The sequence below is a fragment of the Rhizobium sp. Leaf306 genome (genome assembly GCF_001423425.1).
Taxonomy (GTDB): Bacteria; Pseudomonadota; Alphaproteobacteria; order Rhizobiales; family Rhizobiaceae; genus Neorhizobium; species Neorhizobium soli.
Genome location: NZ_LMNX01000002.1, coordinates 435,568 through 460,301, shown reverse-complemented (window position 1 = coordinate 460,301; position 24,734 = coordinate 435,568). Strand labels below are relative to the sequence as shown.

At 56.9% G+C, this 24,734-nt stretch carries 20 protein-coding genes and 1 tRNA gene; 8 read left to right on the top strand and 13 right to left on the bottom strand.

From position 1 onward, the window contains the following. The gene (locus tag ASG19_RS10045; RefSeq protein WP_062455955.1) at window positions 1–864 is read right to left on the bottom strand and encodes a branched-chain amino acid ABC transporter permease; all 864 of its coding nucleotides are present in this window, start codon (window positions 862–864) and stop codon (window positions 1–3) included. A gap of 386 nt (window positions 865–1,250) precedes the next feature. Here ASG19_RS10045 and ASG19_RS10040 point away from each other — a divergent pair, with 386 nt between their 5' ends. Then, window positions 1,251–1,568, top strand: a complete 318-nt coding sequence (locus ASG19_RS10040; protein ID WP_062455952.1) for a hypothetical protein — start codon at window positions 1,251–1,253, stop codon at window positions 1,566–1,568. A gap of 128 nt (window positions 1,569–1,696) precedes the next feature. Here ASG19_RS10040 and ASG19_RS10035 read toward each other — a convergent pair whose 3' ends face one another. Next, complete coding sequence (locus ASG19_RS10035) at window positions 1,697–2,218, bottom strand: hypothetical protein (protein WP_062455948.1); 522 nt, start codon at window positions 2,216–2,218, stop codon at window positions 1,697–1,699. A gap of 172 nt (window positions 2,219–2,390) precedes the next feature. Here ASG19_RS10035 and ASG19_RS10030 point away from each other — a divergent pair, with 172 nt between their 5' ends. The 3 genes from ASG19_RS10030 to ASG19_RS10020 all read left to right on the top strand — a co-directional run bounded on the left by ASG19_RS10030 (window position 2,391) and on the right by ASG19_RS10020 (window position 7,203). Beyond that, window positions 2,391–2,798 carry a DUF6508 domain-containing protein gene (locus ASG19_RS10030; protein ID WP_156466472.1) on the top strand — a complete coding sequence of 136 codons (408 nt, stop codon included), beginning with the start codon at window positions 2,391–2,393 and terminating at the stop codon, window positions 2,796–2,798. A 747-nt stretch (window positions 2,799–3,545) separates the two neighbouring features. Then, window positions 3,546–4,829 (top strand): GSCFA domain-containing protein, encoded by a 1,284-nt coding sequence (locus ASG19_RS10025; protein WP_082476282.1) that lies wholly within the window; start codon window positions 3,546–3,548, stop codon window positions 4,827–4,829. Window positions 4,830–5,811: 982 nt separating this feature from the next. Continuing rightward, window positions 5,812–7,203 carry a reverse transcriptase domain-containing protein gene (locus ASG19_RS10020; RefSeq protein ID WP_062455942.1) on the top strand — a complete coding sequence of 464 codons (1,392 nt, stop codon included), beginning with the start codon at window positions 5,812–5,814 and terminating at the stop codon, window positions 7,201–7,203. A gap of 80 nt (window positions 7,204–7,283) precedes the next feature. Here the strand turns inward: ASG19_RS10020 and ASG19_RS10015 are convergent, their stop codons facing one another. The 3 genes from ASG19_RS10015 to ASG19_RS10000 form a co-directional block, all read right to left on the bottom strand. Beyond that, on the bottom strand, window positions 7,284–7,754 hold the full coding sequence (locus tag ASG19_RS10015) for a recombinase family protein (protein ID WP_062455939.1): 471 nt from the start codon (window positions 7,752–7,754) through the stop codon (window positions 7,284–7,286). 53 nt (window positions 7,755–7,807) lie between these two features. Further along, window positions 7,808–8,335, bottom strand: coding sequence for a hypothetical protein (locus ASG19_RS10010; RefSeq protein ID WP_062455936.1), 528 nt, complete (start codon window positions 8,333–8,335; stop codon window positions 7,808–7,810). 446 nt (window positions 8,336–8,781) lie between these two features. After that, entirely contained in the window at window positions 8,782–9,876 is a 1,095-nt protein-coding gene (locus tag ASG19_RS10000) for a hypothetical protein (RefSeq protein WP_062455930.1), read from the bottom strand. 334 nt (window positions 9,877–10,210) lie between these two features. Here ASG19_RS10000 and ASG19_RS09995 point away from each other — a divergent pair, with 334 nt between their 5' ends. Next, on the top strand, window positions 10,211–11,575 hold the full coding sequence (locus ASG19_RS09995; RefSeq protein ID WP_162238143.1) for a P-loop NTPase fold protein: 1,365 nt from the start codon (window positions 10,211–10,213) through the stop codon (window positions 11,573–11,575). Here the strand turns inward: ASG19_RS09995 and ASG19_RS09990 are convergent. Then, window positions 11,572–12,135, bottom strand: a complete 564-nt coding sequence (locus ASG19_RS09990) for a recombinase family protein (protein ID WP_062455924.1) — start codon at window positions 12,133–12,135, stop codon at window positions 11,572–11,574. The genes ASG19_RS09995 and ASG19_RS09990 overlap by 4 nt on opposite strands. Window positions 12,136–12,630: 495 nt before the next feature. On the opposite strand from ASG19_RS09990, the gene ASG19_RS09985 reads away from it, so the two are divergent. Beyond that, complete coding sequence (locus tag ASG19_RS09985; RefSeq protein ID WP_062455921.1) at window positions 12,631–13,701, top strand: DUF262 domain-containing protein; 1,071 nt, start codon at window positions 12,631–12,633, stop codon at window positions 13,699–13,701. After that, window positions 13,702–14,640, top strand: a complete 939-nt coding sequence (locus ASG19_RS23870; protein WP_156466471.1) for a hypothetical protein — start codon at window positions 13,702–13,704, stop codon at window positions 14,638–14,640. A gap of 55 nt (window positions 14,641–14,695) precedes the next feature. Here the strand turns inward: ASG19_RS23870 and ASG19_RS09975 are convergent, their stop codons facing one another. Together ASG19_RS09975 and ASG19_RS09970 are read right to left on the bottom strand one after the other, a co-directional pair. Then, window positions 14,696–16,480, bottom strand: coding sequence for a site-specific integrase (locus tag ASG19_RS09975; RefSeq protein WP_162238141.1), 1,785 nt, complete (start codon window positions 16,478–16,480; stop codon window positions 14,696–14,698). Between the two features lie 117 nt (window positions 16,481–16,597). Further along, window positions 16,598–16,673 (bottom strand) — tRNA-Ile (locus ASG19_RS09970). A gap of 195 nt (window positions 16,674–16,868) precedes the next feature. Between ASG19_RS09970 and ASG19_RS09965 the strand changes: the two genes are divergently transcribed. Next, window positions 16,869–17,636, top strand: coding sequence for an SIMPL domain-containing protein (locus tag ASG19_RS09965; RefSeq protein WP_062455912.1), 768 nt, complete (start codon window positions 16,869–16,871; stop codon window positions 17,634–17,636). A gap of 78 nt (window positions 17,637–17,714) precedes the next feature. Here ASG19_RS09965 and ASG19_RS09960 read toward each other — a convergent pair whose 3' ends face one another. The 5 genes from ASG19_RS09960 to dnaG form a co-directional block, all read right to left on the bottom strand. Beyond that, window positions 17,715–18,056 carry a hypothetical protein gene (locus ASG19_RS09960; protein ID WP_092661070.1) on the bottom strand — a complete coding sequence of 114 codons (342 nt, stop codon included), beginning with the start codon at window positions 18,054–18,056 and terminating at the stop codon, window positions 17,715–17,717. A 155-nt stretch (window positions 18,057–18,211) separates the two neighbouring features. Then, entirely contained in the window at window positions 18,212–18,634 is a 423-nt protein-coding gene (locus tag ASG19_RS09955) for a secondary thiamine-phosphate synthase enzyme YjbQ (RefSeq protein ID WP_062455906.1), read from the bottom strand. A 25-nt stretch (window positions 18,635–18,659) separates the two neighbouring features. After that, window positions 18,660–19,973 (bottom strand): DUF930 domain-containing protein, encoded by a 1,314-nt coding sequence (locus ASG19_RS09950; protein ID WP_156466470.1) that lies wholly within the window; start codon window positions 19,971–19,973, stop codon window positions 18,660–18,662. 122 nt (window positions 19,974–20,095) lie between these two features. Then, the gene (gene rpoD, locus ASG19_RS09945; protein WP_062455900.1) at window positions 20,096–22,147 is read right to left on the bottom strand and encodes an RNA polymerase sigma factor RpoD; all 2,052 of its coding nucleotides are present in this window, start codon (window positions 22,145–22,147) and stop codon (window positions 20,096–20,098) included. 537 nt (window positions 22,148–22,684) lie between these two features. Continuing rightward, a complete protein-coding gene (dnaG, locus tag ASG19_RS09940; protein ID WP_062455898.1) occupies window positions 22,685–24,697 on the bottom strand; it encodes a DNA primase in 2,013 nt (670 codons plus the stop codon). Between the last annotated feature and the right edge of the window lie 37 nt (window positions 24,698–24,734).

The following is a 24,734-nucleotide window of genomic DNA, read 5'->3' as shown; positions in this document are numbered from 1 at the left end:
CTACTTGGCCCCCTTCATGAGGCCGTTCGGAAACACGCAGATGATGGCGATCACCGCAAGGTAGAAGAAGAACTCGCCGAACTCGGGCAGCAGATAGCGGCCAGTCGTATCGACCGCGCCGAGCAGCAGGCAGGCGAGCAGCGTGCCCCCGATCGAGCCTGCCCCGCCGACGGAAACGACGACCAGGAATGTCACGAGATAGCGCAGCGCATAATAGGGTTCGACCGGCAGCAATTCGGCCCCGACCACGCCGCCGAAGGCCGCAAGACCGACCGCGACCGCAAAGCTGACCGCATAGATGATTTCCGTGCGAACCCCGAGCGCTGAGGCCATCGCCGCATTGTCGACCGAGGCCCGCAACCTGATGCCGAAACCGGTCTTCTCGATTGCAAGCCACAGGCAAAGTGCCACGGCAAGACCGCAGAAGATTGCAAACAGACGATGCGCGGAAATGCTGCGGAAACCGAGATCGACCGGCTGCTGCAGCACATCCGAAAGCGGAATGGTCTTCAGCGTCGGCCCCATCAGGTAATTGGCAAGCCCGATGATGCAAAAGGTGATGCCGATCGTCATCAGCACCTGCGTCAATTCAGGCGCGCCATAGATGCGCCGATAGAGAAACCGCTCGATCGGCACCGCAATCACGATCGTGGCGACCACGGCTGCAAGAATGGCCGGCGCATAGCCGAGGCCGAGATCCCGCGAAATATAGGAAGCGACATAGCCGCCGATCATCGCGAAGGCGCCGTGGGCGAGATTGACCACCCGCATCAGCCCCATCGTCACTGAAAGCCCGATCGAAATCACGAACAGGATCATGCCATAGGCGAGCGCATCGATACCGATGCTAAAAATCGTCTGCAACCGTCTCGCCTCCCATGCGGTCCTGAACTGCAGGCTGCTTATAATTGAAGCCGAAGGTCAAGAAAATTGCTGGGGTGACAAAAGCCGGAATTCGCCCGAGATGCGGTTATCCACAGAGCGGGGCTCCGGCATGGCGAACGAAGCGAACCGACCATGCAAGAACGCCCCCAGCCGCCGCCTCATGGCCGACCAGTCGCCAGCGAGTGGCCGAGAAGTCGAAGGCAAGCGCGCTCCCGAATGACGCAACCGAACCCTCCCCGAACCGACGAAGTTGCCAATGGTCAAAAACCCACGGCCCGCCCGCATGAAGATCTTTTGCTAATGTGAGGAAACCTTTTGCCCGCCATCGGGTTAAGTCACCGTAGGGAATACAAGGAAACACCATAATGATGAAGCTTCTCGCAGTAACGATCCTTTCCGCTGGTCTCGCAACGTCGGCTATGGCCCAGACGGCAACGTCCGGCACCGCCGCAGACCGCAGCAACGTACAGCAGAACACCGCAGGCGAAGGTGGCAACATCCCGCCGAAGCCAGCAGCTTCCGGCACCGTCGATTCGACAGCTACCAACAGCACCATGCCGAGCAGCAGCACGATGGGCGAAGGCAGCAAGAAGTGCAACAACGGCGGCCAGCCAGGTGATGCAGCCAACTCGGGCAACCTCCCGAACAACACCGGCACAACCGTCCAGGGCACCAACTGCTAATCAGCAGTTTTTCCCCAAAAGCGCTCTTCGCGATATCGCGGGGGGCGCTTTTTTTGTTTGGGGATAGGATCCGTTCGTAACGATTGATCCGCCACTTACGGCGCATAGGAAGAGGTCCGGATCAGCCTTCACCAACGGCTGCGGCTTCTCCGCAACGAAATCAGCTTTTCGCGCAGCACAGCAAGGCCGGCAGCTTTGGCCCTTGGGGCGGGTGCCTGTTCCAGGTAGCGCTCCGGTCGGTCGACAAAGGCCGAACAGATGAGCGTTTCTGTTTCCGGATAGACCCCGGCAAAGGTGATCAGCTTTTCCTGCCGCCCGTCGTGGAAGTGCAGCCGAAGCACGTTGTCATAGGGCAAAACGTAATAACCAAGGAACCAAGCCTCTTCGCCGGCCTCCATCATGCCGCCGCCGTTGGCATGCAGCGTCTCGACGCAGCGGTAATATCCGCCGAACCGCAACGGGCTGTAATCCAGGCCGGCATTGCGCCCATCGGCAAAAATCCGCAGATGCCCGAACTCGCTGGCGAGATAGGCAGCCTCAATCGCATCAACCCAGGCCTGATCCGCAGCGCTGGTCGCTTCGCGCCTTCCCAGCAGCCGAATAAGAAAATGCATCATCTGTCGCTGCGGCCACTTATTGCGGATCGGCATGGAGTATCATCGACGCACAAGTCTGGCCAGATTGGTCTCGCCGGGGAAATCCCGACCCGCAGATCGAACTTCTGTTGCCGTTGATCGGCCACCCGGTTTAACTCGCCAGCACGTTCGCAACCCAAATCGAAACGTCGACAAGACCCCTTTACCCGCAAGGACGCATTCCACCATGCAGCCACCACCCGATATGGCCCCTCTCCTCGCGTACGGAGCCGTCTTCGCCGACCCGGACTTCACATTCGGCGCGTGGTCAGGCGGAGGGACGGAAGCCGGCGTCATGCAGTCTCCCTACTACGCCTTCTCGGAAGGCGGACTTGGTTTTATCGAAGCCGTGGTTTCAGGCAATTGGGTGCGGCCGGAAATCGACTGGTTAAGCGACGGTTTTCGCCAGCGTTACCAGCATATGATCACGACGCCGATGGCGATCGAAACCGCTTCACAGGATGATATGGCCCACCTTTTGACAACGCTGGTGCGCGGTGATCGATTCAACGAGGGAATGCTGGCCCAGGCCTTCAACGACGGAACACTCGCCCGTATCGTCGCGCGGGCCGTTGCCCTTGCCGAAAGGGGCTGAAAACGGATCCGAGGGCTCTCCAGTCACCTGCCGATACTGAGGGGACGGATCGCTCGCTCGCACGATGTTAATAAGTATGGTTGATGTGGTGGACACGGAGAAATTCGATTAGCGCAGCAAAAGCAATGCTGTTAGTGCTAAATCGCCCCTCCGCCCTCCGCTGATCTTGTTGCGATCTTTTGAACGACGACCTCGCAGGATCAGCTATGAACCGGACCTCTCGCTCAGTCGAAACGACTGCTGTCACAGGTCTCCCACGCACCAGCAAAAACTTTGCCGAAGCCGCTGCAAGCTGCGTTAAGCATGGCGGCGACGCAAAGTATCTTGATGCGGTGCCAACTCACATGGGAATCCAAATACATGTATCGTGAGCTCTTATGCTCACGTCGCGTACAAGCACTAAGCTCTGGTGCTTCACTGGTGCAACGTAAGATTCATCGAAATAAAATCAGCCTTGAGCACCATGAGTTGGGAGCTTTCATCAGAGAAGATATAGCGCCGTCAAAACCGGGATCGTCCGACAGGCTCATCGATTGCAGGAAGCGATCAAGACGTGTGCTCGCACAGCCGGATGCCATCAGGATTGAAGGCTCGGCCCGTGGTCATAAGGTGAGTTCATGCAGAGGGTGTTGCCTACAAGCTTCAATCCGAGCAGACATGCTGCACGGGTAGGCTGCATTCACGGTGAAAATATTGACTGGCTATCAGGAGGTAATACTCTGTAAGAATATTCGAAGGGGATTTTGGATGTCGACATTTGTTTATGAGCAGGATGGTCAGAAGAAGACGACCTCCCAGAGCTTCTATCGTGGTGAGAACACGAATTTCTATCCCACGCCCGCTTCGCTGAAGGTGGCGGACGCGATCGACAAATACATCATCGCAGGCTGGAAGCCGACGGCGCCTTTTCTGGCGAAGGAAACCCCGGTCGTTGCTTTCGGTTCCTGTTTCGCGACCAATATCAGCACCTATCTGCACGATCGCGGCTACAATGTGCTGACCAAGAAAGACAACAAGGCCTATGTGACAAAAATGGGCGATGGCATGGTGAATACATTCGCCATCCTGCAGCAGTTCGAATGGGCCTGGCTGAACAAGGTGCCCGAGGGGGATCTCTGGCACGGCTACAAGGCCGAGGAATTTGGGTATGGCGAAGAAGTGCGGCTCGTCACCAAGCAACTGTTCGACGAGGCGGAGATGTTCATCATCACGCTCGGCCTGTCGGAGATCTGGTATGACGAGCCGACCAAGGAAGTGTTCTGGCGCGCCGTGCCGAAGGACAAGTTCGATGCTTCTCGCCACAAGTTCCGCGTCTCCACCTTCGAGGAGACACTGAGAAATATCAACGCCATCTACGAGATCATCCGCCGATTCCGGCCGGAGGCGAAGATCATGTTTTCAGTGTCGCCGATTCCGCTGACGGCTACATTCCGGTCGGTGAGTGCGATTGCGGCGAACTCCGTTTCCAAGGCTATTATCCGAGCCGCCTTTGACCAGTTCTATCGCGACCGTTCGCCGAATGATTCGTCACTCTATTATTTCCCCTCCTATGAGGCGGTGAGCCACGTTTATCGCAACCAGTGGGGGATGGACGGCCGGCACGTGGCGCAATCCGTGCTGCATTTCAACATGGCGATGTTCGAGCACTATTTCTGCACGCCAGGCATTCCCACCGAACAGCTTCAACAGATCTACCAGCAGTCGCTCGTTATCGATGAGCGGATCGGCCGGGAAGGACATCTCAACCAGGGTAAATCTTACGAAGAGATCCGCGAACGAACCAAGCAGGTGAAACGCCAGCAACGGATAGATGCACGTATCGCCGAGCGGGCGCAGGCCCGCCAGCAGGCCACCGAGATCCGCAAGGCGAATGCCGAAAAGATCCGCCAGTCTCAAAAGATCAAGCAGGCCGCGAGCTTCAGATGGGGTACCTTGAGTCCGCTTATGTCGCGGATCTATCTCCCCCTTGCAACGGCCGCCGCCGGCTTTGCCGCAAATGGCTTGATCGGGTTGAGCTTCTTCGGGGATTGATTGAAAGAAAAGCAGCAGGACTGACTGAGTCTGCTGCACGGCCAGCTTTGCGCGGCTCTGAATGGTAGTCCCAATTGGACCGCGAATAGTCCTGAATTTGCAGGCAAAGACGACGCAGTTGCGATTAGGTACGGGGTTTTGAAGAGCCCGCTATTCGGCACAATGACAAATTTGATCGGCGGCAACGATACCCAGATGGTCCCGAGGAGGTCTAGGTAGGTTGCAGTCATCGTCGATGACGACTTGATAGCTGGCGGGGCCTATGTTGAACCATTAGTCGGCGTGGGCGGAGTCTCTCTTCGTAGAGATCGGCAGAAGCGAATGGAGGTATCAACTACATCAATGGGGAGGTCCCAACCTCTTCCGGATCTTTCAGCGTGGTGAAATCGGAAATTAGCAGAGAAAGTAAACTGCACTACGAGGGAATTGGAAACGATTTGGCTCTCGTTTGGAAGGACTGCGTGCGTGGATATGCTGGCAACAAGCTGGACTGCTCCTCGCGCTACTAACCGCAGGCGCGGTGTTCCCTACGGCGGCCTTCAACAAGGTGACGAAGGCATCGATCGCATATTGCGTTGCGACCTCGTGACTACTCCATCGCAATCGCTGAGACGTGTGTCGAGCCGAAGAGACCTGATACGAACACATTTGTCCGAGGAGCATGGTGAGACTATCTAACGTTTCACAACCGGCACCACACAGATGTGGAGTTACTAAACCTCGTGACAAAATTCCGGAAATTCGCGTCCGGCTACAATGAGGCTACGAAGCAATAGATAAAACAATGGTGGGCCCGGAGAGAGGGGAAGAACGAAAAGTCCACGCTATAAGTTTCAAACACTTAAGGTGAAACTGGTTGCATCTGTGTAACACCGACGTGTTACAATTTCCAAGGCCTATCTTACGTGTTTTTGCACTCATCCAACAGTCGCGGCTCATCAATCCGCTGGTCAAATCTAAGGCGTCAATTTAGACCTGAGCGATGACATATGCGCCTCGATACCACTTCACTCATTACGCAACCGACCATCCTGATTTTGTTGCTGAGGTTTTAGGTCATGGGAACCGCAGAGATGCCGCCCTTCGCCAAATCGCTCATGCACCCAATCGGGACAAGCAGCGGCTTTTGATTTTGAGGTTTCTCGGTCATACGAACTTTAAGCTGCTCTACCTGCTGAGGAGCGTTCAAGCTAAACGCAGGCTCCGCACACATCCTCCAGAAGCGATGCGGGAGCTAGCTGCCCGCATGACAGCTACATATCATTTCGCTGAGTATGTCAGGACGACTACGGTGCAACCCGCACCACACAAACGTCGCCGCACCACGTTTGATTTTGGTCCGGGGAAGCACGCTCTGCAAACCATGGTCGCTGACGTGATCCGGGCTATGTTTCCTCTTCCATCAGGTCGGCATTTCACGCTAGAAGGGGGCGTCAAAGCCGCCTTGATGGCGGTTAATGAGCATGCCCAGCACGGGTTCATTCACGGGATAGAACGGGACATCGATCAATTCTATCCTAGCGTGGACCTCCAAGGTCTTGCGACATTGCTAAGGCCGCTACCGGGTTCGGTAGTGCGGAATGTTATCGGCTACAGGCACGGTGATACCGGCTTGACTGCTATGCATTCTACCGAGGCTATTGATGATGCGCCTCTTCCCCCCAGAGGCATGTTGGCACAAGGAAGCGCCGCTTCACCTGCTGCCGCCGAACTTCTTGTGGCAGACCTCTTAGAGGCGATGCCCGGTGATGTCCGCGTGATGTCCTACGCGGACAACATCCTGATCCTCGGCGAGACTATCAGCAGCATTGAAACAGCAGATGCAATCCTTGTGGGTCGCGCAAGCGAACACCAATGTGGTCCTCTGGGGCTGAAGCCGCGCAAAGAATGCCTAATAACCGGACCCAGCGGCATCAATTTTCTCGGCCACGATGGCTATTGGAACGGGAGCCGTATTCAGTGGATGCCTGACACGGCAGCGACCAACCATATCCTACAGGCAATCGAGCTATCAACCAACGAGCGTGAAGGGGCACTCGACCAAGTTCGGAATGCGATACAACGACTTCGCCACTGGCAGCGGGGCTATGTCTGGGAAGACGGCCAAGAGGAGACCGAACGGTTTAGCGCACAGCTATGGGCGAAACTTGCTTTCAATGCACCTCACCTCTCCCGCGAGTACATTCTCGCAATTCGCAGTGTCACCAATTACTTCCAGCGGCATCACAGTCGACATGGGGAATACCCGGATCTGGCCGACCTTCTGCCAGACTTCGCAGATGCGAATGAGCGTCGCGGTAAAAGACCTGCATTTATACGTGACATCGAAAATCGCCTCGGCATTCCGCTGCGTCCTTCCGAAACTGAGGCTTAGCGCTGCTTCACCTATGCGACTTTAAACAAGTTGCAACAAGTATCGGTATCCAAGCGCCTCTCAGCCATCGAAAGACTGCCTTACACTTTACGGAGAAATCGGCGTTGCTGCTCGCGTCTTGCCCGCATCCAAAGCTCGTCCATGACAATTCGTAGCTCGGGAACCTCGTGTTGAACATGATCCTCCACAGCACTGAGGCGCGACACGCGACGCTCCGCTGTTCCGCCGTGAACGGTACAAAGCTCTACCACCTCATGGAAATGCAGGAGCTTCAGTATTCGGGCGCTGTGCTCCAAATCGCGTGATAGGCGATCAAGGGTCAGGCATAGCAGTACGTCAAATGCTCCCTGGCACGGTTCACTCAACATAGACTGAAGGCCGGGCCGCGTCTCGAAGCTCGCTCCACTCACCCCGGCATCTACGTATACTTCGTGCAGTCGCCGGCCATGCTTTTCAACGAACGCTGTTCCAAGATGGACTTGAGTTTCAATGGGTGCGAGGTTCTGCTGATCGGTGGAATAGCGTGCATAGAGAGCCACACGTTTTATCATAGCAGTCTTCAATGCCTACCGCTGCATGTGACGGCGGTGTGGGGGCACTCGCATCATTTTGCGCTTCCTCTTCCGAACGAAATTGTTACGCTCTTCATGAAATCTGGAGCGGATTGCGTAGGCGCGGTTTCACGACGCGCTTCCGGCGCGAAGGCAGCATCCTTCCGAAAAGCGTTCGGCAGGGTATTCGGCATGTCGATACGAGCCGTTTCGGGGCTCCTGCGGAAGGACAGCCGCATAATATCGCCGTAGCTCTTCGCGCCGCATTGGAGGAGAGCGCGCTTTCCATCCGCGAACTCTATGGCCACGATCTTTTCGTGACGGTTCCCGCCTCCGAGGACGCCCGCAAGCAAGCCTACAGGTCCAAGCACTGCACTTCCAATAAGGCCCCAGCCCGCTTTCTTCAGGATCGACGTGCTGTTCTGCTCCGTGACGACGTGGATGCTTACAACTTCGTCTGCCGGGTATTCCGGCCCGAACACTCTCGCCAGTCGTATACGATCTGGCTTGCCGAAGAACGCCGGTTCAAAAATGCAAGCAGTGCCGGGCTCCCAGTCACCGGCCAATACCTTGATGCCCATACTCTACTCCTGTCGGTATATCTGATGGTGGGGAATGATCGTACCTACTGGAACCGGAACGCGAGCGAACAAATCGGTGATCTCAGGCCCATAGTCGGCCCGTAGCTGCGCCGCAAGATCAACAGGCTCTAGCGACAGCCGGGCATACCACTCCGCACCGTCGACGCTGTATCGATCCACGATCCGCCTCCAAGGGGCGGGTTGCCGGAAGCGTTGGTGCAGAGCCATATGGATCGAGTGGCTTATCGTATATGGCTCCCAAGAGTAGTACGTTTCCGAGTGGAGCCTCGGCATGTTTGTATCGCCGGAGATGCAACAAATATTCGAGCGTTGCGCCCATCCGTTATCGATGAGGAAATGGATCGCCTGCCAGCCCCTGACCCGCTCCGCGTGGGTGAAGCCGTTATATGTCGGAAGCTCGCCCCACCGCCATTTCCGCAAGCCCTTCAAAGCCGCATGCCCTCTGCTGCCTCGACGTTGAACGCTGGCGGCAGGACGCGGAAGATTGAGGCAAGCACCTTGCCGACCTGCACGGCGATGTCGGAGACGATCTCCGGCTTCTCGCTTCCCGGAGCGACCGCAAGCGGGATCATGATGCGCCTAGGACTTTCGACTACTGTGGGCCATCGGGTTTCGGTCGTTGCACGCCGGTTGATGATCGCCAGCACCTCGGGCGATGAGTATTGATCGAAGCGGAGCCATATCGGTGAGTGCTTGTGCGCTAGCCATGCCGCACAGTCAAAGCCGAGATAAAATACGACGCCATGGGAGCGGAGATATCGACCAAAATAGCCATGACCGCCGCCCGCTTGTAGCCCCTTGCGGTCACACAGACCGGAGGCGACGAGTTCTTCGCCAACGTCGTTAACAAGATCGCAGAATTGCAGATAACGGCGCGGCGCGTCGGTGCCGGTCAGTTCCTCAGAGCGGAGCGGAAGGAAGGCTTGGCTATCCATTCGCTCGCAAAGGCCTTGAAGCTGACGCACGTCTTCCAGCCTCTCGGTCTCCCGAGCAGTTTCCATCTCGCGCACAATGGCCGAGAGCACCGCCCGCCAACTGACGAGCAAAAAATGATGGCCGTTGCCGAATACAGCGGACCATAGTTCGGGCTGCACTTCCAGGCGCGCGGACACAGCATATTCGCCGGCCTTGAGCCGCCGTGTAAGCTCCGACCAGAGTGACGACATGCGGGCCGCCGGAATGATAAAGAGCAGCGCTGAAGGTGCGTCCGGTAAAAGCCGAGCGGCGTAGGTAAGCGGCTGGTTGATGGTCAAGCCTGCGTGAAATTTGGTCTCGGCAATAACGCGCCGCTGGAAGTCGGTGCTGTAGCCCTCAATGTCCGGGCGTCCGTCATCCTCCGCAACTGCTTGCGTGGCGAATGATAAATCATCGGGCAGGTCGAGGCCTCCGGCACTGGCGATGCCGGTGAATGCCGACCGTGCTGCCCGGGAGCGTTGCAGAATGAAGCCTAGAGCTTCAATCGCGATATTTTCCGGCGATGGCGCAAACCGTGTCGCGAGGTGCGCGAATAGCGTTTCCATCAACGTCCCTGTGGGGCGTTTGTCGCGGTCCGTCCCCGCGAATTGCCCCTTTGATCCTCTGGTGATCGGGGAGTTGGAAAGCCGCACGAGACGACCCCCATGGCCTTTAGTTCGGGTGAACCTGTTGCATACGCCACAGGCTCTCCGACCATAGGTCAAGGAGTTTGGTGCCTCTCGGTCAGCACCAACCGCTCGTGTGGGGTTTCCACGCCCCGAAGCGGCCACGTACCGCTCTACATTCTTATTCGCGTGGATAGGCGCGTTTGTCAAAGGCGAAGCTGTTGCAGACTTCATCTGTGGGTGGCAGCATTTGCAAAAAGTTAGGAGGATGAAGATGAGGATTTACCCGAAGCCGCTGGAAATCGGTGACAATGAGGGCTTTTCCACTGGCAAAGACCTGTTTGCAAAAGCAGACCTCGCCAACGGAATGTCTAACCTCGTAGCCACTGTCGAAGACCCACTGGTGATCGCGTTCGACGGGCAGTGGGGCTCTGGTAAAACAACCTTCTTGAAGCTTTGGGCAGGCGAACTCCGTAATGCTGGACACCCTGTTATCTTCTTTGATGCCTTTGAAAACGACTACGTGGAAGATGCGTTCGCGGCACTGGCCCGAGAAATCGTAGAGCTAGCCGAGGAGCAAATACCTGCAACCGAAAGGGTTACAGACAGCTTCAAGGAGAAGGCGACAAATCTCGGCGCCTTGCTATTTAAAGGGGCCGCCCGGCTAGGCGTTAAAGCTGCCGTTCGTGCGGCTTCGGCTGGCGTGCTCAGCTCCGACGATTTCAGCGGCCTTGGCGAGGACATCGGCAAGGAAGTTGAGGGCGCGGCTGAAGCATATATGGAGCAGCTGCTGTATCAGCCCCGAAAACAAAAGGAGGTCGCGGAGAGTTTCCGCATCGCCTTGGCAAATCTGCCTGCTTTAATGTCTCCGCCCGCCGAGGGGGAGCCGCAGAAGCCGCTTGTGTTCATCATAGATGAACTTGACCGGTGCAAGCCGCATTTTGCTTTGTCGCTCTTGGAACGCATCAAGCACTTCATGGCCGTGCCGAATGTGCATTTCGTTTTGGGTGTTCACCTTGCGCAGCTTCAAGGCTCCGTTAAGTACGCATATGGCGGTACTATCGATGCAGCGGCTTACCTTCAAAAGTTCATCAATCTCACCATTCTTAATGTCGAGGCGGTGGAAGATGAAAGGCGAAGCGATCTCCATAAGTATGCTCGCCATCTTGCGAGCAGTCTCTCGATCCGCGGCGGCCATGAGAGCCCTCTTGATGCTTCGGTAGAGACCATCATTCGCCTTATCCGGTACGAGGGGATGGGTTTTCGGACATTAGAGCGCGCATTTGCCATTCTGGCATTGTCAATCGGATTGACACCGAAGAACCGGCTTCAGCTCGGCGCGATCATGGGCGGGTTGGTGATGATGAAAATGCTCCGTCCCGACCTCTACAGAAAAGCCAAGCTTGGAACGCTCACTCTTCCCGAGGTGAAGGAATTTCTTCGTTTCCCGCCTGATGAAAACCGAGACGGTAAGATGGGATGGGAAGAGAAATGGTGGACATATCTACTGATAGAAGTGGTGCCGGAGGAGTTCGGTGAGTTCGGTCGGTCGCTGTCTTTCGACTACAGCTTTGGCAGTAGGCCGGATATCGTTAAACATACTGCAAACTCTGTAATCGACCGCCTTCTTCCTGCCTAAGCCGAATTGCCGAGGATGCGGTAAACCGAAGCGCGGCTGATACCTATTTGCCGGGCGATACTGCTTGCTCCCACACTACGGGCCTTGAGCGCGAGAACGTCCTCGGACTTTTCGCGCGCGGTAGGAGCGCGGCCTTTGTACTTCCCGGCAGCCTTCGCTGCGAGAATACCTTCTCGCTGCCGTTGCAGCATCACCTCACGCTCGAATTGAGCCATGGCAGCGAAGACTGTTAGCAGCATTCTGCCGGAGGGGGATTTCGTGTCTACCTCGCCACCCCCAAAGTCGAGAATACGAAGAGCTACACCTTTTCCATCCAACTGCTCGACCAGCGACAACAGGTGGGACGTAGACCGCGCCAGACGGTCCAGCCTGGTAACGACTAAGGTGTCACCTTCCCGGACAAAGTCCAAGGCAGCAATAAGCTGCGAACGTTGGCCAACCGATGAAACCTGCTCGCTGAAAATCTTCTCGCATCCGACGACATTTTTCAGGTCTCGCACCTGCGCGTGCAGCCCGGCAGCCTGTTCAGCAGTTGAAGTTCGCGCGTACCCAACCAGCATGTCCCGCCCTTTGTCTCAATAGCTTCGTTGACACAATGCAACAAGTTGCACCAAAAGCCAGAGCTAACTCTATTGAGACACCAGCTAAATGGATTGGGGATGTCTCACTGAGGCAAGGTTCAGAGCGACGAAACTCTGTCCATTGGCGTCCCAAGAGCGCGCGTGCTAGTGACACGACGTGCCGTGCGTTCAAGAGTGGGCGTAACAAGCTGTTGGTAATGCAGGGAAACACTAGACTGTTGCCTGTGCTTATAGTCTGAATAGTATTCGAGATTTGGACGGCTCGGGTCGAGAGGCAGAAAATGACTACAGCATCGGCTATAGTGCGCGTGGCAATCGGCACGGATCGGAAGTGATGTTTTTCTGCGATAATTTCATGGTACCCCCACTAGTCGGTCCCGTTATAGTTTCCGAACAAGCGAAATTTACATCCACTAGCCGAGCCCGTCTAGAGGACCGTTTAATCAACACAGCCGGAAATATTTAGGCGGAAAAATGAAGCCAGTAGAAATCACAAGACTTTTCCTTGACGCACAAGATGATCTTGTATTGCAGGCTTCTGATCTCTCGCTTGATACTATAGCAAACATGGTATCACGGGGTTCAATCGATGTTGCGCCAAGTTTCCAAAGACGTGAACGCTGGGAAAGCGAGCGTCAATCGGCATTGATTGAAAGTTTCTTGTTAAACATTCCCGTGCCGCCGATCTATCTTTCTGAAGATGACTTTGGAAGATATTCAATTATCGATGGGAAGCAGCGTATTATATCGATCACAGCATTTTTGAATAACGAGTTCAGGTTAAAAAATCTGTCGGCCTTTCAAGAATTGGATGGGTTTCACTACAAAGATTTACCAGCAGAGCTTCGAAACGCCCTTGCAATTCGCCCTTATCTGAGAGTTGTAACCCTCTTAAAACAGTCCCATCCCGACCTGAAATATCAGGTGTTCCTGCGGCTCAATAGGGGCGGAGAACGCCTCAATGCTCAAGAAATTCGGAACGTAGCGTTTCGTGGCGAGCTTAACGATCTTATCTATCGATTGGCTGAGAACGATTTTTTACGCCGGCAACTCAAGATAACCAGCGATAAATCTTCAGCATATCGAAACATGTCCGATGCCGAGTACGTCTTAAGGTTTCTTACTCTGTCGGACAGATGGGAGGACTTCTCAGGCAGCTTATCGCGTTCCATGGATGAGTTCATGATGCATTTCCAGCATCCAGCACATAGCTTCCTGAGCAATATTCGGCATCAGTTCGAGAGATGTATCCATTTCAGCGAAGCTATTTGGGATGAGTACGCATTCAAACGGCCCGTCGGCGTGGGTTGGCGCGACCTCCTGATCGCCGGGATGTACGATGCTCAAATGGTCGCAATTAGCCTGCTACAAGACCATGAGTTAGCAAGCATTACGAACAAGAAGCAGCAGGTTGTGGACGCAACAATCGAAGCAGTGGAAAACAATGAGGCCTTTGACGAAGCAATCCGAACAGCGACGAACACGCCGTCTCGCATCAGGTACCGCGTTCAAATCATGAGCGATATTCTTCGAGCAGCAATTTGAATGTCTCGAGCACGATCAGATTTTATAGAGCGGGTGGCAGCCTTCAAATTGGCACTGGATGTACAACATCTTATTGAACTTGCTCCCACCGAAGTCGAGCACAATACGCGCGCAAGGATGCTCCGGAACGGCCTTTGTGTGGTCGGCTTCACAATGCTTGAAGATTTCATAAAAAGTCGCGCGGATGAAGTAATCGAAAAGGTCGGACAGGGGCCGATTGCTTTTTCTCAGCTTCCGGAACGGTTGCAACACCTCGGTACCATCGACGTTCTCGATGGTCTTCGGCAACAAACGCGAAGAATGATGTCCGACAAATTAGATGCGCTTCCAATGGTACAACACCACAGCCAACAAATCGCAAGCACCGTGAATGCTCAGTTTCAACTTTCTTTCTTAGGTTTTGGGCGTGATGCTTCAAATCTAAATTCCACTGCCGTGAAAGGGCTGTTGCGAACTTTTCAGATCAAAGATGGCTGGGGTCAAATTGGCCATGTTGGCGGCAGAATTGGATTTGGCATTCCTTCTATGGAACAGTCTTTTGTGAATGCTTCTAAAAGTCGACATGCTGCGGCGCACGAGATCAGAGCAAACACATTGCTTGCCACACTACGAACGACAATCAATGATGCAGTCGCAATAGCCTTAGGCTACGATCTTCTGCTTTCTAAAGCGATACGCACCCTATTGGTAGGCAACACGCAGTTTTGCCAAGATAACTTCAACATACAGCACACAGCATTATCGCTACGTTTCGTTGATCAAATCGGTCCATCCCTTTGGTCTTGCTTTCCAGAGAACGCACAAAGGGCTTGGAAAAGGTCTGCCAATAGAGAACAGCTTATCCAAGATGCCGAGAGTATAGCTTTACGACGAGGGGAGTTTGTCGTCTTAAGAGACCAACGTCGTCTCCCAACGGATTGGAGAACACCCGGCGCGTGAATTTCATTTCGCAGCTATTCAAGAAATAATGATTGAATGACGCATTTCTTTCAAATTACAGCAAGTGAGTGGTCTTAATATCTTGATACGATATCTTGCTTATTTCGTCATACAACGCTGTGATCGGCAAACTTGAGCCGTACTTCTCGTCCGTTGCCGTTTTCTTCCAGCCGCCTATCAGCCTGCGGCGCTCTTGTGGCACACCGGCAAGCCGCATTGAATCCGCCCAGTTGTGCCGGAACGAGTGGAAAGATGTCTTTTCCTTCTTCGCCCCCTGCTTCTCAAGGAGGCGGGAAAACCATTTCTGAAATCCATCCGAAAAATACCCTCGACTATCTTTCTTGAGGTCCGGAAACAGCCGCTCGTTGCCCGCTTCGCGGCGAGCCGCAACGAACTCTGAAAAGCCAAGCTCTTGAAGCGTGGGATGAACCGGCACGCGGCGTCGGGCTGACGCCGTCTTCGTTCGACGGCCACCATCATCATAGCCCTGAGCCGCTTTCGATTTTCCGAAAACGATGTCAGGCTTGATGTTGAAGAAATATATGCCGCTTTCACTCTGTATATCTTCGGTACGCAACTGGCAGATTTCATTGAGGCGCATGCCCTGATACAGGCCTATTAACGGAACCCAGAATTTTGTGCGTTTCGGCTTGCTCTTTCCCACTTTCGCCCAGTTTCTCTCATCGTCCTGACAACCGGTGTAAATGGGGGCGGAGAAAATCTTCTCCAATTGCTCGCGGGCAAAGGGGTGGCGATCCTCCTCCCCGTGCTCGTGCCCTTCCAATCCCAGCTTTCGGGCGGGATTTTTATCCGCGCCTTCCTCAACGACGGCGTAGTTGAAGAGCGCGCTCATCTTGTGGACATAGCTGTTGACCGTGACCGGGCTCAAAACTTTCCGGCCGTCTTTCGATCCTCTATCGGCGGCCTCGGCAAACGACATCCCGCGATAGAGTTTGGTGGAGTTCGCAGGCAAGCGCAGCAGAAGGTCTCGAACTGCCTTGCAATCATCCCGCTCTATGTCGCGCAGGCGTCGGTCGTACCCGATCACCTCATCCATAACCCTAAACAGCAGGGAGTAATCGGCGTCCACCTTTTTGCGCATATCTTTGCGGTTGGGGTCAGCCTTGAACTCTTCAATAAGCTCGGCCAACGTCACGGTGCGCTTGCTGCGCCGCGTCGGCGAGTGGATAACCTCATGCAGTTCAGGGTCAGCAATGTACATCGGGATGACAGCAAGGTCCGCGATCTCCTGCCGCATCAATTCCACGACGCCGCGACGCACAAGGTCAAAGAACAGCTTATAGCGCCACCCTGCTCGATCAGTGGTGATTTCGCTGCGAACCTGCATCGGCCCAACCTTGACGCGGCGTATCGCTATACCGTTTGCCCGCGCCAATCCCTCAATAGCGCCACGAAGCAGTTGTTCATGATGTGGGCTGTTCGGCAAGGTTAGAATGAGAACGTTGCGGTTAAGCTCCAATCGGCGATGCTCGAGGTCGCCGGGCAGTTCCACCTCGTCGGGTTCTGGCACATACAAGTCCCCACCGCTAAACGCTAAAGCGGCGGCACGATAATTGGTCGAGAACCAGTCCGTAACGATCTTTTCAAGCTCGTGCGCAGTGAGGTCATCGAAATTTCTGCTGTTTTCCTGTGGATGCAGCCGACCTCCGGCTTCATCCAGCAGCTTTTGGTGATCAGCAATCGCGTGATTGGCCTTTCGCGATGCCTCTTTGAAATCAGAAGTCTTCAGGCTGGTAATAAGAAACTCGCGCCCGACAGCCTGTCGAAGTTCAGCCGGAACCCTCCTGCGCACATAGTAGCGCCCGTCACGAGTGTACAAATACCTATCCGTAGAGATTGATTTCCAAGCCATGGTGTGACACTTTCGTGTAACAGTGAATTTCGGAAAGCCTAGTAACCTCAAAAGGTTAGAAAAATAATACCCTATGAGGGTAAATGGTGGGCCCGGAGAGACTCGAACTCCCAACCAAGCGGTTATGAGCCGCCGGCTCTAACCATTGAGCTACAGGCCCCTGCCCTTTGAAGGCATGACGACTGGCGCAATGGTTCGCCGGTCGCAAGGGTCCGTCTAGCTCAAATTGTGAACGCTCACAAGGCCTCGCCGCAATAGGTTCACAATCACACGTCACCTAGAGGGTGTTCGGCTTTCAACTCAGGCATTTGGCCGGGATCGTCGAGGTCGAACAACCAGTATCAAAGGAGACACAATGCGCCGTTTGCCCACCGCCCCTTCTCTCGCGCCGGCTTTCCTAGCCCTTGCCCTCGGCACGGCCTTCCTTCCGCTGTCGCCGTTTTCGGCAACGGTCGCCTCTGCGCAGGAAGCCCGCACGCCGCGCGAACCGATCATCAGCGTGTCCGGTGAGGGCAAGGCCGCGGTCGCGCCCGATATGGCGATCCTGTCGCTTGCCGTCGTGAGGCAGGCAAAGACCGCCGATGCGGCCGTCTCCGCCAACAACACGGCAATGAGCGAAGTGCTCGCCGCCATCAAGGCTGAAGGCATTGCCGATCGCGACGTCCAGACCAGCAGCTTTGCGATCTACCCGCAATATCGCCAGGTAGCCCCGAAGGACGGCATCGAGCCGCCGCAGGAAATCATCGGCTACGAAGTGTCCAACACGCTGACGCTTAAGGTGCGCGATCTCGAAAAGCTCGGCGGTCTGATCGACAAGACGGTCAAGCTCGGTGTCAACCAGGGCGGACAGATCGAGTTCACCAATACCAATACCGACGAAGTGATGACGCAGGCGCGCAAGGCAGCCGTTGCCGAAGCGCTCGCCAAGGCAAAGACGCTGACGGAAGCTGCCGGCGTCAAGCTCGGCCGCATCATGGAGATCAGCGAGAATTCGGCACCGCCCATGGCCCCGCCGATGATGCGCATGACAATGGCAAAGGATTCCGGCAACGGCGTCCCGGTGGCGGCCGGCGAGACCAGCTACACGGTCAACGTCAACGTCGTGTTCTCCATCGATCCCTGATCGGATTGCTTCAACGACAAAACCCCGCCCGGCGAATGCTGGACGGGGCTGAAGATAGACTGGGACGCTTGAGATCCGTTAGCGACGGATGAGCGGGCAGCCGCGCACGTTGGCAAACACGACCCGGTCGCGTCCGCGGCGGTCGACGCCGACGACGGTCACGCTGCGGCGGGAGATGTCGACGACGCGGGTACGGCGCAGACCCATCGCTTCGGCGCGACGTTCAGCCAAGCGCGGCGAGCAGCCGACGGGACGCATGTGGCGCGGGCGCTCATAGCGCGGCGGGTGGTGCGGACGCCAGTCGCGCTCACGGTACTGTACGAATTCCGGGCCGGCGGCGGCGGCGATTGGCGCGGACGCCGAAATCCCTGTCAGGGCGATCAAGGCTGCAAGGCCGGCCTTCGCCATCAGGCGTGTGATTGTAGTCATCTTTTGCTTCTCCTGAACCTGTCACCGGTTGTCCGGCTGTCTCGCGCCGGCCTTTCGGGCCAACGGTCGATGCAACTCTATCCAACCCAGCTGAATGCCTGCAAAACCGATCATTCAGTATGTGTTCATTTGGAAAACAACGATCATCACGACGATAGATGCAGCACGATCTCTCGACGGTGCGGGCTGTCGCGGTGCTCGAAGAGATAGATCCCCTGCCACGTGCCGAGCACCAGCCTGCCGGCGGATATGGGAATGCCGATCGAGACTGCCGTCAGTGCCGCCTTGATATGTGCCGGCATATCATCTGGCCCTTCCATTGTATGGCTGACCCAGCCCATCGAAGGATAGTCCGAGGGGGGAACGAGGCAGGAAAAGAACGCTTTCAGATCGCGCTTCACGTCCGGATCGGCATTTTCCTGAATGATCAGCGAACAGGACGTGTGGCGAACAAAGACGGTCAGCAGGCCCTCGTCGCGCCCGGCCTGGCGCACGAAGCGTTCGGCTTCATCCGTGAACTCGTATAGCCCTTGGCCTCTGGTCGAAATCTGGATCGCGGTCTGCGGCATCGAAATTCTCTTCCCTGCTTGAAGATCAAAACTCGGGAAAACCGCGCTTGCGCCATTCCGAGCGCGGCACGAGGCCACCCAGATTCATCGAAAACGAAACGATTTTCGTGGCATCGGCATCGACTTCGCAGCGGAAGCTGACATCATGCCACTGGCCTTTGGCGCGAAAGCCGATATTGCGCGCCTCGAGAACCGTCCCATTGGGCAGCTTCGGTGCGGGCAAGACATCGGGATTGTAGGCGGGCGAGCCGTTCTGAAGTTGCGCGCTGAGTTCCGACGAGCAGAGCTGCCCTGCCCGAACGCCGCGCGGAATGCCGGCCATCGCGACGGTCGCCAGCGCATCACCGGTATCGCGCGCGGAAAACAGCGTTCTGACAGGCTTGAGATCGCCGGCGGCAGTGGATGGTTTCGGCGGCGCCGGCTTTTGCGTCGGCACGGGTGCGGAGGAAGGCGGCCCTGTAAAGAGCCCGGCCGTCATCGCATCAGGAGACGCACCGCCGGCAGGTCCGGGCATTCCCGACGGATCGGAGCCTGGAACACTGAGCTGCGGTGGCGTCATATTGGTCGGCACCGGCGCTTCTGCTGGCGCGCCCTCGCCCTGTCCGTCGGTACCCGCCGTCTGTGCAGGCTCCTCAGGCGCTGGCGGATCGGCATCGGTCGCAGCGGGCGCTGGCGTATCCTCCGCAGCATTGCCGTCAAGCGCCTGGCGCGGACCGCTATCCTTTTCGCCAAACTGGAACACAGGCCGCAGTGCGGACATCGGCGGAGCTGACGCCTGCTTCTCCTCCTCGGCCGGTGTCGGGCTTGCAGGCGGCGGCGGCGGTGCCGGCTGCTCGGCCTTCTGCGGTGCCTCGGGCTCTTTCGCTTCTTCCGGCGCCTTTTCTTCGGGCGGCTTTTCTTGAGGCTGCGGCTCTTCGGGCTTTGGTTCTTCAGGCTTGGGAGGCTGAGGTTCCGGCGGCTTCGTCTCCTCCGGCTTTTCGTCCTGCGCAGGGGAAGGCGGCGGAGCAGCTTCCGGTGCAGAAGCCTTGCTCGCCGAAATCACGGGGTCCTCGAGCGGATCTTCCTGAGGCTTCTGCTCGGGCGGCTTTTCCGGTGGCGGCTCTTCGGCCTTCGCCTCTTCCTTGAGGTTCAGCTCGTCAGGCTTCTTCGCCTCTTCGACCGGCTCCTGCCTTTCCTCTTCCGGCGGCGGCACGATCTCCACCTGGACGGTTTCCTCCTCGGGAACCGCATTGGTCGGCAGCGGCAATTTGACGAGGAGCGCGCCCGCGATGATCAGATGCAGAGCGACGGACGCACCCAGCGCCGTTGCGATCACCTTCTTATGCGGGGCGGGAGACATTTCCGGCATGGCTCCCATGTAGGATGGTTCGCGGGCATGATCGAGCCCGGCCCGATCACAACATCAATAAAAAAGCCCGGCACGTCATAACGGCCGGGCTTTTAATGGGTCTGGTCCAGCGATCAGCTGTCGAGGAACGAGCGAAGCTTGCGGCTCCGGCTCGGGTGCTTCAGCTTGCGCAGCGCCTTCGCTTCGATCTGGCGGATACGTTCGCGGGTAACCGAGAACTGCTGGCCGACTTCTTCGAGCGTGTGGTCGGTGTTCATACCGATGCCGAAGCGCATGCGAAGAACACGTTCTTCACGCGGCGTCAGCGATGCGAGAACCCGCGTCGTCGTTTCACGAAGGTTCGCCTGGATGGCGGCATCGATCGGCAACAGCGCATTCTTGTCCTCGATGAAGTCACCCAGATGCGAATCCTCTTCGTCACCCACAGGGGTTTCGAGCGAGATCGGCTCCTTGGCGATCTTCAGGACCTTGCGGACCTTTTCGAGCGGCATGGCAAGCTTTTCGGCCAGCTCTTCCGGGGTCGGCTCGCGGCCGATCTCGTGCAGCATCTGGCGCGATGTGCGGACGATCTTGTTGATCGTCTCGATCATGTGCACCGGAATACGGATCGTGCGGGCCTGGTCGGCGATCGAGCGGGTGATCGCCTGCCTGATCCACCAGGTCGCATAGGTCGAGAACTTGTAGCCGCGACGGTATTCGAACTTATCGACGGCCTTCATCAGGCCGATATTGCCTTCCTGAATAAGATCCAGGAACTGCAGGCCGCGGTTGGTGTATTTCTTGGCGATGGAAATCACGAGACGAAGGTTCGCCTCGACCATTTCCTTCTTGGCGATCCGCGCTTCGCGCTCGCCCTTCTGCACCATCGACACGATCCGGCGGAATTCGGTGATCGAAATCCCGGTTTCGGTCGCGAGACTCTGGATCTCCTGACGGATATCCCGGATGGCGTTGAACTCCGCCTTGGCGAAATCCTTCCAGCCACGAGCCGACAGATTGGCAATCGACTTCATCCAGTTCGGATCAAGCTCGGCACCCTGATACTGTTCCAGGAACGAGTCGCGCTTGACGCCGTAGGATTCAGCCAGACGAAGAAGACGACCTTCGTTCTGCATCAGACGCTTGGAGATGTCGTAGAGCTGTTCGACAAGGCTTTCGACGCGGTTCTGGTTCAGTGACAGCGACTTCACTGCCGTGATCAGCTCGTCCTTCAGTTCCTTGTAGCGGCGCTCCTGAGCGGAAGACAGCGTGCCGGAGGCGGCAAGCCGCTGCTCGACCTGCTGGTCCTGAAGCTTGCGCAGCTTCTTGTAGGTATCCGCAATCGTGTCGAGCGTTTCCATGACCTGCGGGCGCAGTTCCGCTTCCATGGCGGCAAGCGAAAGGTTCGACTCGTCGTCGTCCTCTTCCTCTTCTTCCAAGCCCTGGTCACCGCCGACAGCGGTGATGTCGTCATCGTTGGCAGCAGAAAAACGGGCCTTGCGGGTCTTTTCCTTTTCCTCGGCAGCCTTGCGGTCCGCCTCGATCTTTTCCGGGCTCTGGAACTGTGGCGCAGCCTTCGCCTCGGGACCCGAATAGGTCGTCTCGAGATCGATGATCTCGCGCAGCAGCGTCGTGCCTTCGTTCAGTTCGTCGCGCCAGATGATCAGCGCCTGGAACGTCAGCGGGCTTTCGCACAGACCGGCGATCATCGTCTCGCGGCCAGCCTCGATGCGCTTGGCGATCGCGATTTCGCCTTCACGCGACAGAAGCTCGACCGAGCCCATTTCGCGCAGATACATGCGCACCGGATCGTCGGTACGATCGGTGGGTTCTTTCTTCTTCGCCGTGGCAAGAGCTGTGCTGGACGTCGGGGCAAGTTCGCCGCCTTCGCTCTCTTCGCTCTCGTTGGAGTCCTCCTCCTCGGTGGTGGCCTCCTCGGCTTCTTCATCTTCTACGACGTTGATGCCCATGTCGGACAACATCGCCATCGTGTCTTCGATCTGTTCGGAAGTGACCTCTTCGGACGGAAGAACCGAGTTAAGCTCGTCCATCGTCACGTAGCCGCGCTTCTTCGCGGCTTTGATCATCTTCTTGACCGCGTCGTCAGAAAGATCGAGAAGCGGACCGTCGACCGAGCCTTCGCGCTCGGTATCGGCTTCTTCGTTTTCTTTGACTTTAGTTGCCATGTATGTCGTCGCTTTCCCTGAACGCCACTGCGCAGCGCTTCGTGGCCTGCGGCGGAGGGCAAAAGCCACACCAGCCGCGAATCAATATCCAACTCGTAACGGAATGACCTTTAACTCCCGATTACCATCGGCGACCGCTACTCGCGGGGACCGCCAGAACGAAGATGCCGAACATCGCCGCGGCGCTAGACCCACTCCACCAATATTGCCCGAAATGGTGATTCCCACAAAATAACGCTTCGTCAAGTTCTTCCAAAGCTTGTGCCCAGGAAAAGTGGAAATTACCTTACGACCATGTCCCCGTTGGCGGTACTCCCGTCATATTGAAGCCATATGTAAGCGGTGCACAATGAAAGACAAGAGCCCGCCGCCCGGTAAAAACCCTTGGCTCTACCCGAAATGCGCGGGATTGACGCGATTTTCCGATGCGTTGCAACAATACAGTGATCAATCAAGAGCTGTATAGACCACTCCACTCGCGCTGTTAATCCATCAGGCGACCAATTCAACACGGTTTAGTATCTGCGCAGCTCTCCTTTATCCGTGACTGACGGCAGCGCCCTTGACGCGTCCTGACAGAACACCGAAGCCGTCGATGATCGCTTCCTGGTTTTCAAGCCTGGAAATTTCATTCTGTACCTCCAGAAGTGCACGCAGCAGGATCTCGGCACGCTCGGCCTCGTCCTCGGTCATCTCCGCGAGTTCACGCTCCAGCTCGATCTTCTGCCAGCGGAGCTCCTTGTTTCTGGAATGCAGTGCCCGGGTCTGGCGGTAGGCTTGCAGCGAATCCTGCGGATCGGCCTCTTCCGTCGCCGTCCACAGTCGCGCATTGCGGATCTGCTGGTTCATCGACTTCAACAGTTCCTCAAAGCCATTCTCGCCGAGTTCCCGTTTCAGGTCCTGCACCGTCAAACCGGCACCGGCCTGCCCGACAATAGTCAGCACGCAAGACCACATCCGCTTCAGATCGCGGTTCTCGAATTCGATCGAGGCGATCTCGTCATACTCGTTGAGCAGAAGCTGCGGGTGATGGACGATGGTCAGCGCCAGCACGCTTTCGCGCAGGGCCGGAAGGTCGAGATGTCCCCGCACCAGCCCCGATCGCGTCAGGCGGTCGGAAATGCCCATTCCGCGACCCTGCTGCTGGAAAGACGATCCACCCCTTCCGCCGGCTGCACCGCCTCTGCCGGCCCCGCCGCCTTCGCGCTGGTAGCTTTGACGACGATCGCCCCCGCCGCCACTGCGCTGCGGCTGGAACAAGCCGTTGAGACGATCGCGCACATTCTGCTGGTAGTGACGGCGCACGCTTTCGTCGGCAATCACGGAAACGATCTGCTTGAGGCGCGCCTCGAGCTCCGCCCGCTTTTCCGGGGTCTCGAAGGCGGCACCATTGGTTTCCCGCTGCCAGACCATCTCCGCCAGCGGACGCGCCTGCCCGATCACGCCATCGAACGGCGCTCTTCCCTCGTGCTTGACGAGATCGTCCGGATCCTTGCCGTCAGGAAGCAACGCGAACCGCACCGAGCGGCCGGGCTTGATGGAGGGAAGCGCCAGATCCGCAGCACGGTTCGCGGCACGGATACCGGCACCATCGCCATCAAAGCATAGGACCGGTTCCGGCGTCATCCGCCAGAGCAACTCCAGCTGGTTTTCGGTCAACGCCGTACCGAGCGGCGCAACGGCATTTTCGACACCCACCTGGCTGAGCGCGATCACGTCCATATAGCCTTCCACGGCAATGATCGTGCCCGGTTCCTTCGATCCCGGCCCCGGCTGTGCCGCCCGCCTGGCGCGGGTGAAATTGTAGAGCACCTGGCCCTTGTGGAAGAGTTCGGTATCCGGCGAGTTCATGTATTTCGCCGGTGCATCCGGCGCCATCGCACGTCCACCAAAGGCAATCACCTTGTCGCGCGACGACAGGATCGGGAACATGATGCGGTCGCGGAAATAGTCGTAGGATACGGCAATCCCCTCGCCGTGACGCACCAGTCCGCAGGCCTCGATCTGCTCCTTGGCCACACCCTTGCCGGCCAGGAACTCCTTGAGCGCATTGCGGCTGTCCAGCGCATAGCCGAGCCGGAAATTCTCGATCGTGCGCGCCGTCAGTCCGCGGTCGCGAAGATAGGCGCGTGCCTTGGCGCCGGTCGGGCTCTGCAACTGGTCCTGAAAGAAGCGCGTCGCCATTTCCATGACGTCGAGAAGCGACATCCGCTCCCGTTCGCGCTTTTCCGCCTGCGGATCGGGTTGCGGCATGGCGATACCAGCCATATCGGCAACCTGCTGGACGGCTTCTGGAAAGTTCAGCCCTTCCAGATCCGTCATGAAGCGGAAATGATCGCCCGACACGCCACAGCCGAAGCAGTGATAGCGGCCCTTGCGGTCCTCGCAGTGAAAGCTCGGGCTTTTCTCGCCATGGAACGGGCAGCACGCCCAGAAATCGCCGCGCGCAGCATTGGTCTTCCTGCGATCCCAGGTGACACGACGGCCGATCACCGTCGAAATCGGCACCCGATCCCGGATCTCATCAAGAAAACTGTTTGAAAAGCGCATGTCTACCTCGCGGGCCAGAGACCATATTAAGGCTCAG

What these genes read in the sequence shown, in the direction of transcription:
- ASG19_RS23870 (WP_156466471.1), top strand. Translation starts at nt 13,702, where the DNA reads ATGTCTCGAGCACGATCAGATTTTATAGAGCGGGTGGCAGCCTTCAAA.
- ASG19_RS10000 (WP_062455930.1), bottom strand. Translation starts at nt 9,876, where the DNA reads ATGGAAACGCTATTCGCGCACCTCGCGACACGGTTTGCGCCATCGCCG.
- ASG19_RS09985 (WP_062455921.1), top strand. Translation starts at nt 12,631, where the DNA reads ATGAAGCCAGTAGAAATCACAAGACTTTTCCTTGACGCACAAGATGAT.
- ASG19_RS10020 (WP_062455942.1), top strand. Translation starts at nt 5,812, where the DNA reads ATGACATATGCGCCTCGATACCACTTCACTCATTACGCAACCGACCAT.
- ASG19_RS09995 (WP_162238143.1), top strand. Translation starts at nt 10,211, where the DNA reads ATGAGGATTTACCCGAAGCCGCTGGAAATCGGTGACAATGAGGGCTTT.
- ASG19_RS09955 (WP_062455906.1), bottom strand. Translation starts at nt 18,634, where the DNA reads ATGCCGCAGACCGCGATCCAGATTTCGACCAGAGGCCAAGGGCTATAC.
- ASG19_RS10010 (WP_062455936.1), bottom strand. Translation starts at nt 8,335, where the DNA reads ATGGGCATCAAGGTATTGGCCGGTGACTGGGAGCCCGGCACTGCTTGC.
- dnaG (WP_062455898.1), bottom strand. Translation starts at nt 24,697, where the DNA reads ATGCGCTTTTCAAACAGTTTTCTTGATGAGATCCGGGATCGGGTGCCG.
- ASG19_RS10035 (WP_062455948.1), bottom strand. Translation starts at nt 2,218, where the DNA reads ATGCCGATCCGCAATAAGTGGCCGCAGCGACAGATGATGCATTTTCTT.
- ASG19_RS09990 (WP_062455924.1), bottom strand. Translation starts at nt 12,135, where the DNA reads ATGCTGGTTGGGTACGCGCGAACTTCAACTGCTGAACAGGCTGCCGGG.
- ASG19_RS10030 (WP_156466472.1), top strand. Translation starts at nt 2,391, where the DNA reads ATGCAGCCACCACCCGATATGGCCCCTCTCCTCGCGTACGGAGCCGTC.
- ASG19_RS10015 (WP_062455939.1), bottom strand. Translation starts at nt 7,754, where the DNA reads ATGATAAAACGTGTGGCTCTCTATGCACGCTATTCCACCGATCAGCAG.
- ASG19_RS09965 (WP_062455912.1), top strand. Translation starts at nt 16,869, where the DNA reads ATGCGCCGTTTGCCCACCGCCCCTTCTCTCGCGCCGGCTTTCCTAGCC.
- ASG19_RS10040 (WP_062455952.1), top strand. Translation starts at nt 1,251, where the DNA reads ATGATGAAGCTTCTCGCAGTAACGATCCTTTCCGCTGGTCTCGCAACG.
- ASG19_RS09950 (WP_156466470.1), bottom strand. Translation starts at nt 19,973, where the DNA reads ATGTCTCCCGCCCCGCATAAGAAGGTGATCGCAACGGCGCTGGGTGCG.
- ASG19_RS10025 (WP_082476282.1), top strand. Translation starts at nt 3,546, where the DNA reads ATGTCGACATTTGTTTATGAGCAGGATGGTCAGAAGAAGACGACCTCC.
- rpoD (WP_062455900.1), bottom strand. Translation starts at nt 22,147, where the DNA reads ATGGCAACTAAAGTCAAAGAAAACGAAGAAGCCGATACCGAGCGCGAA.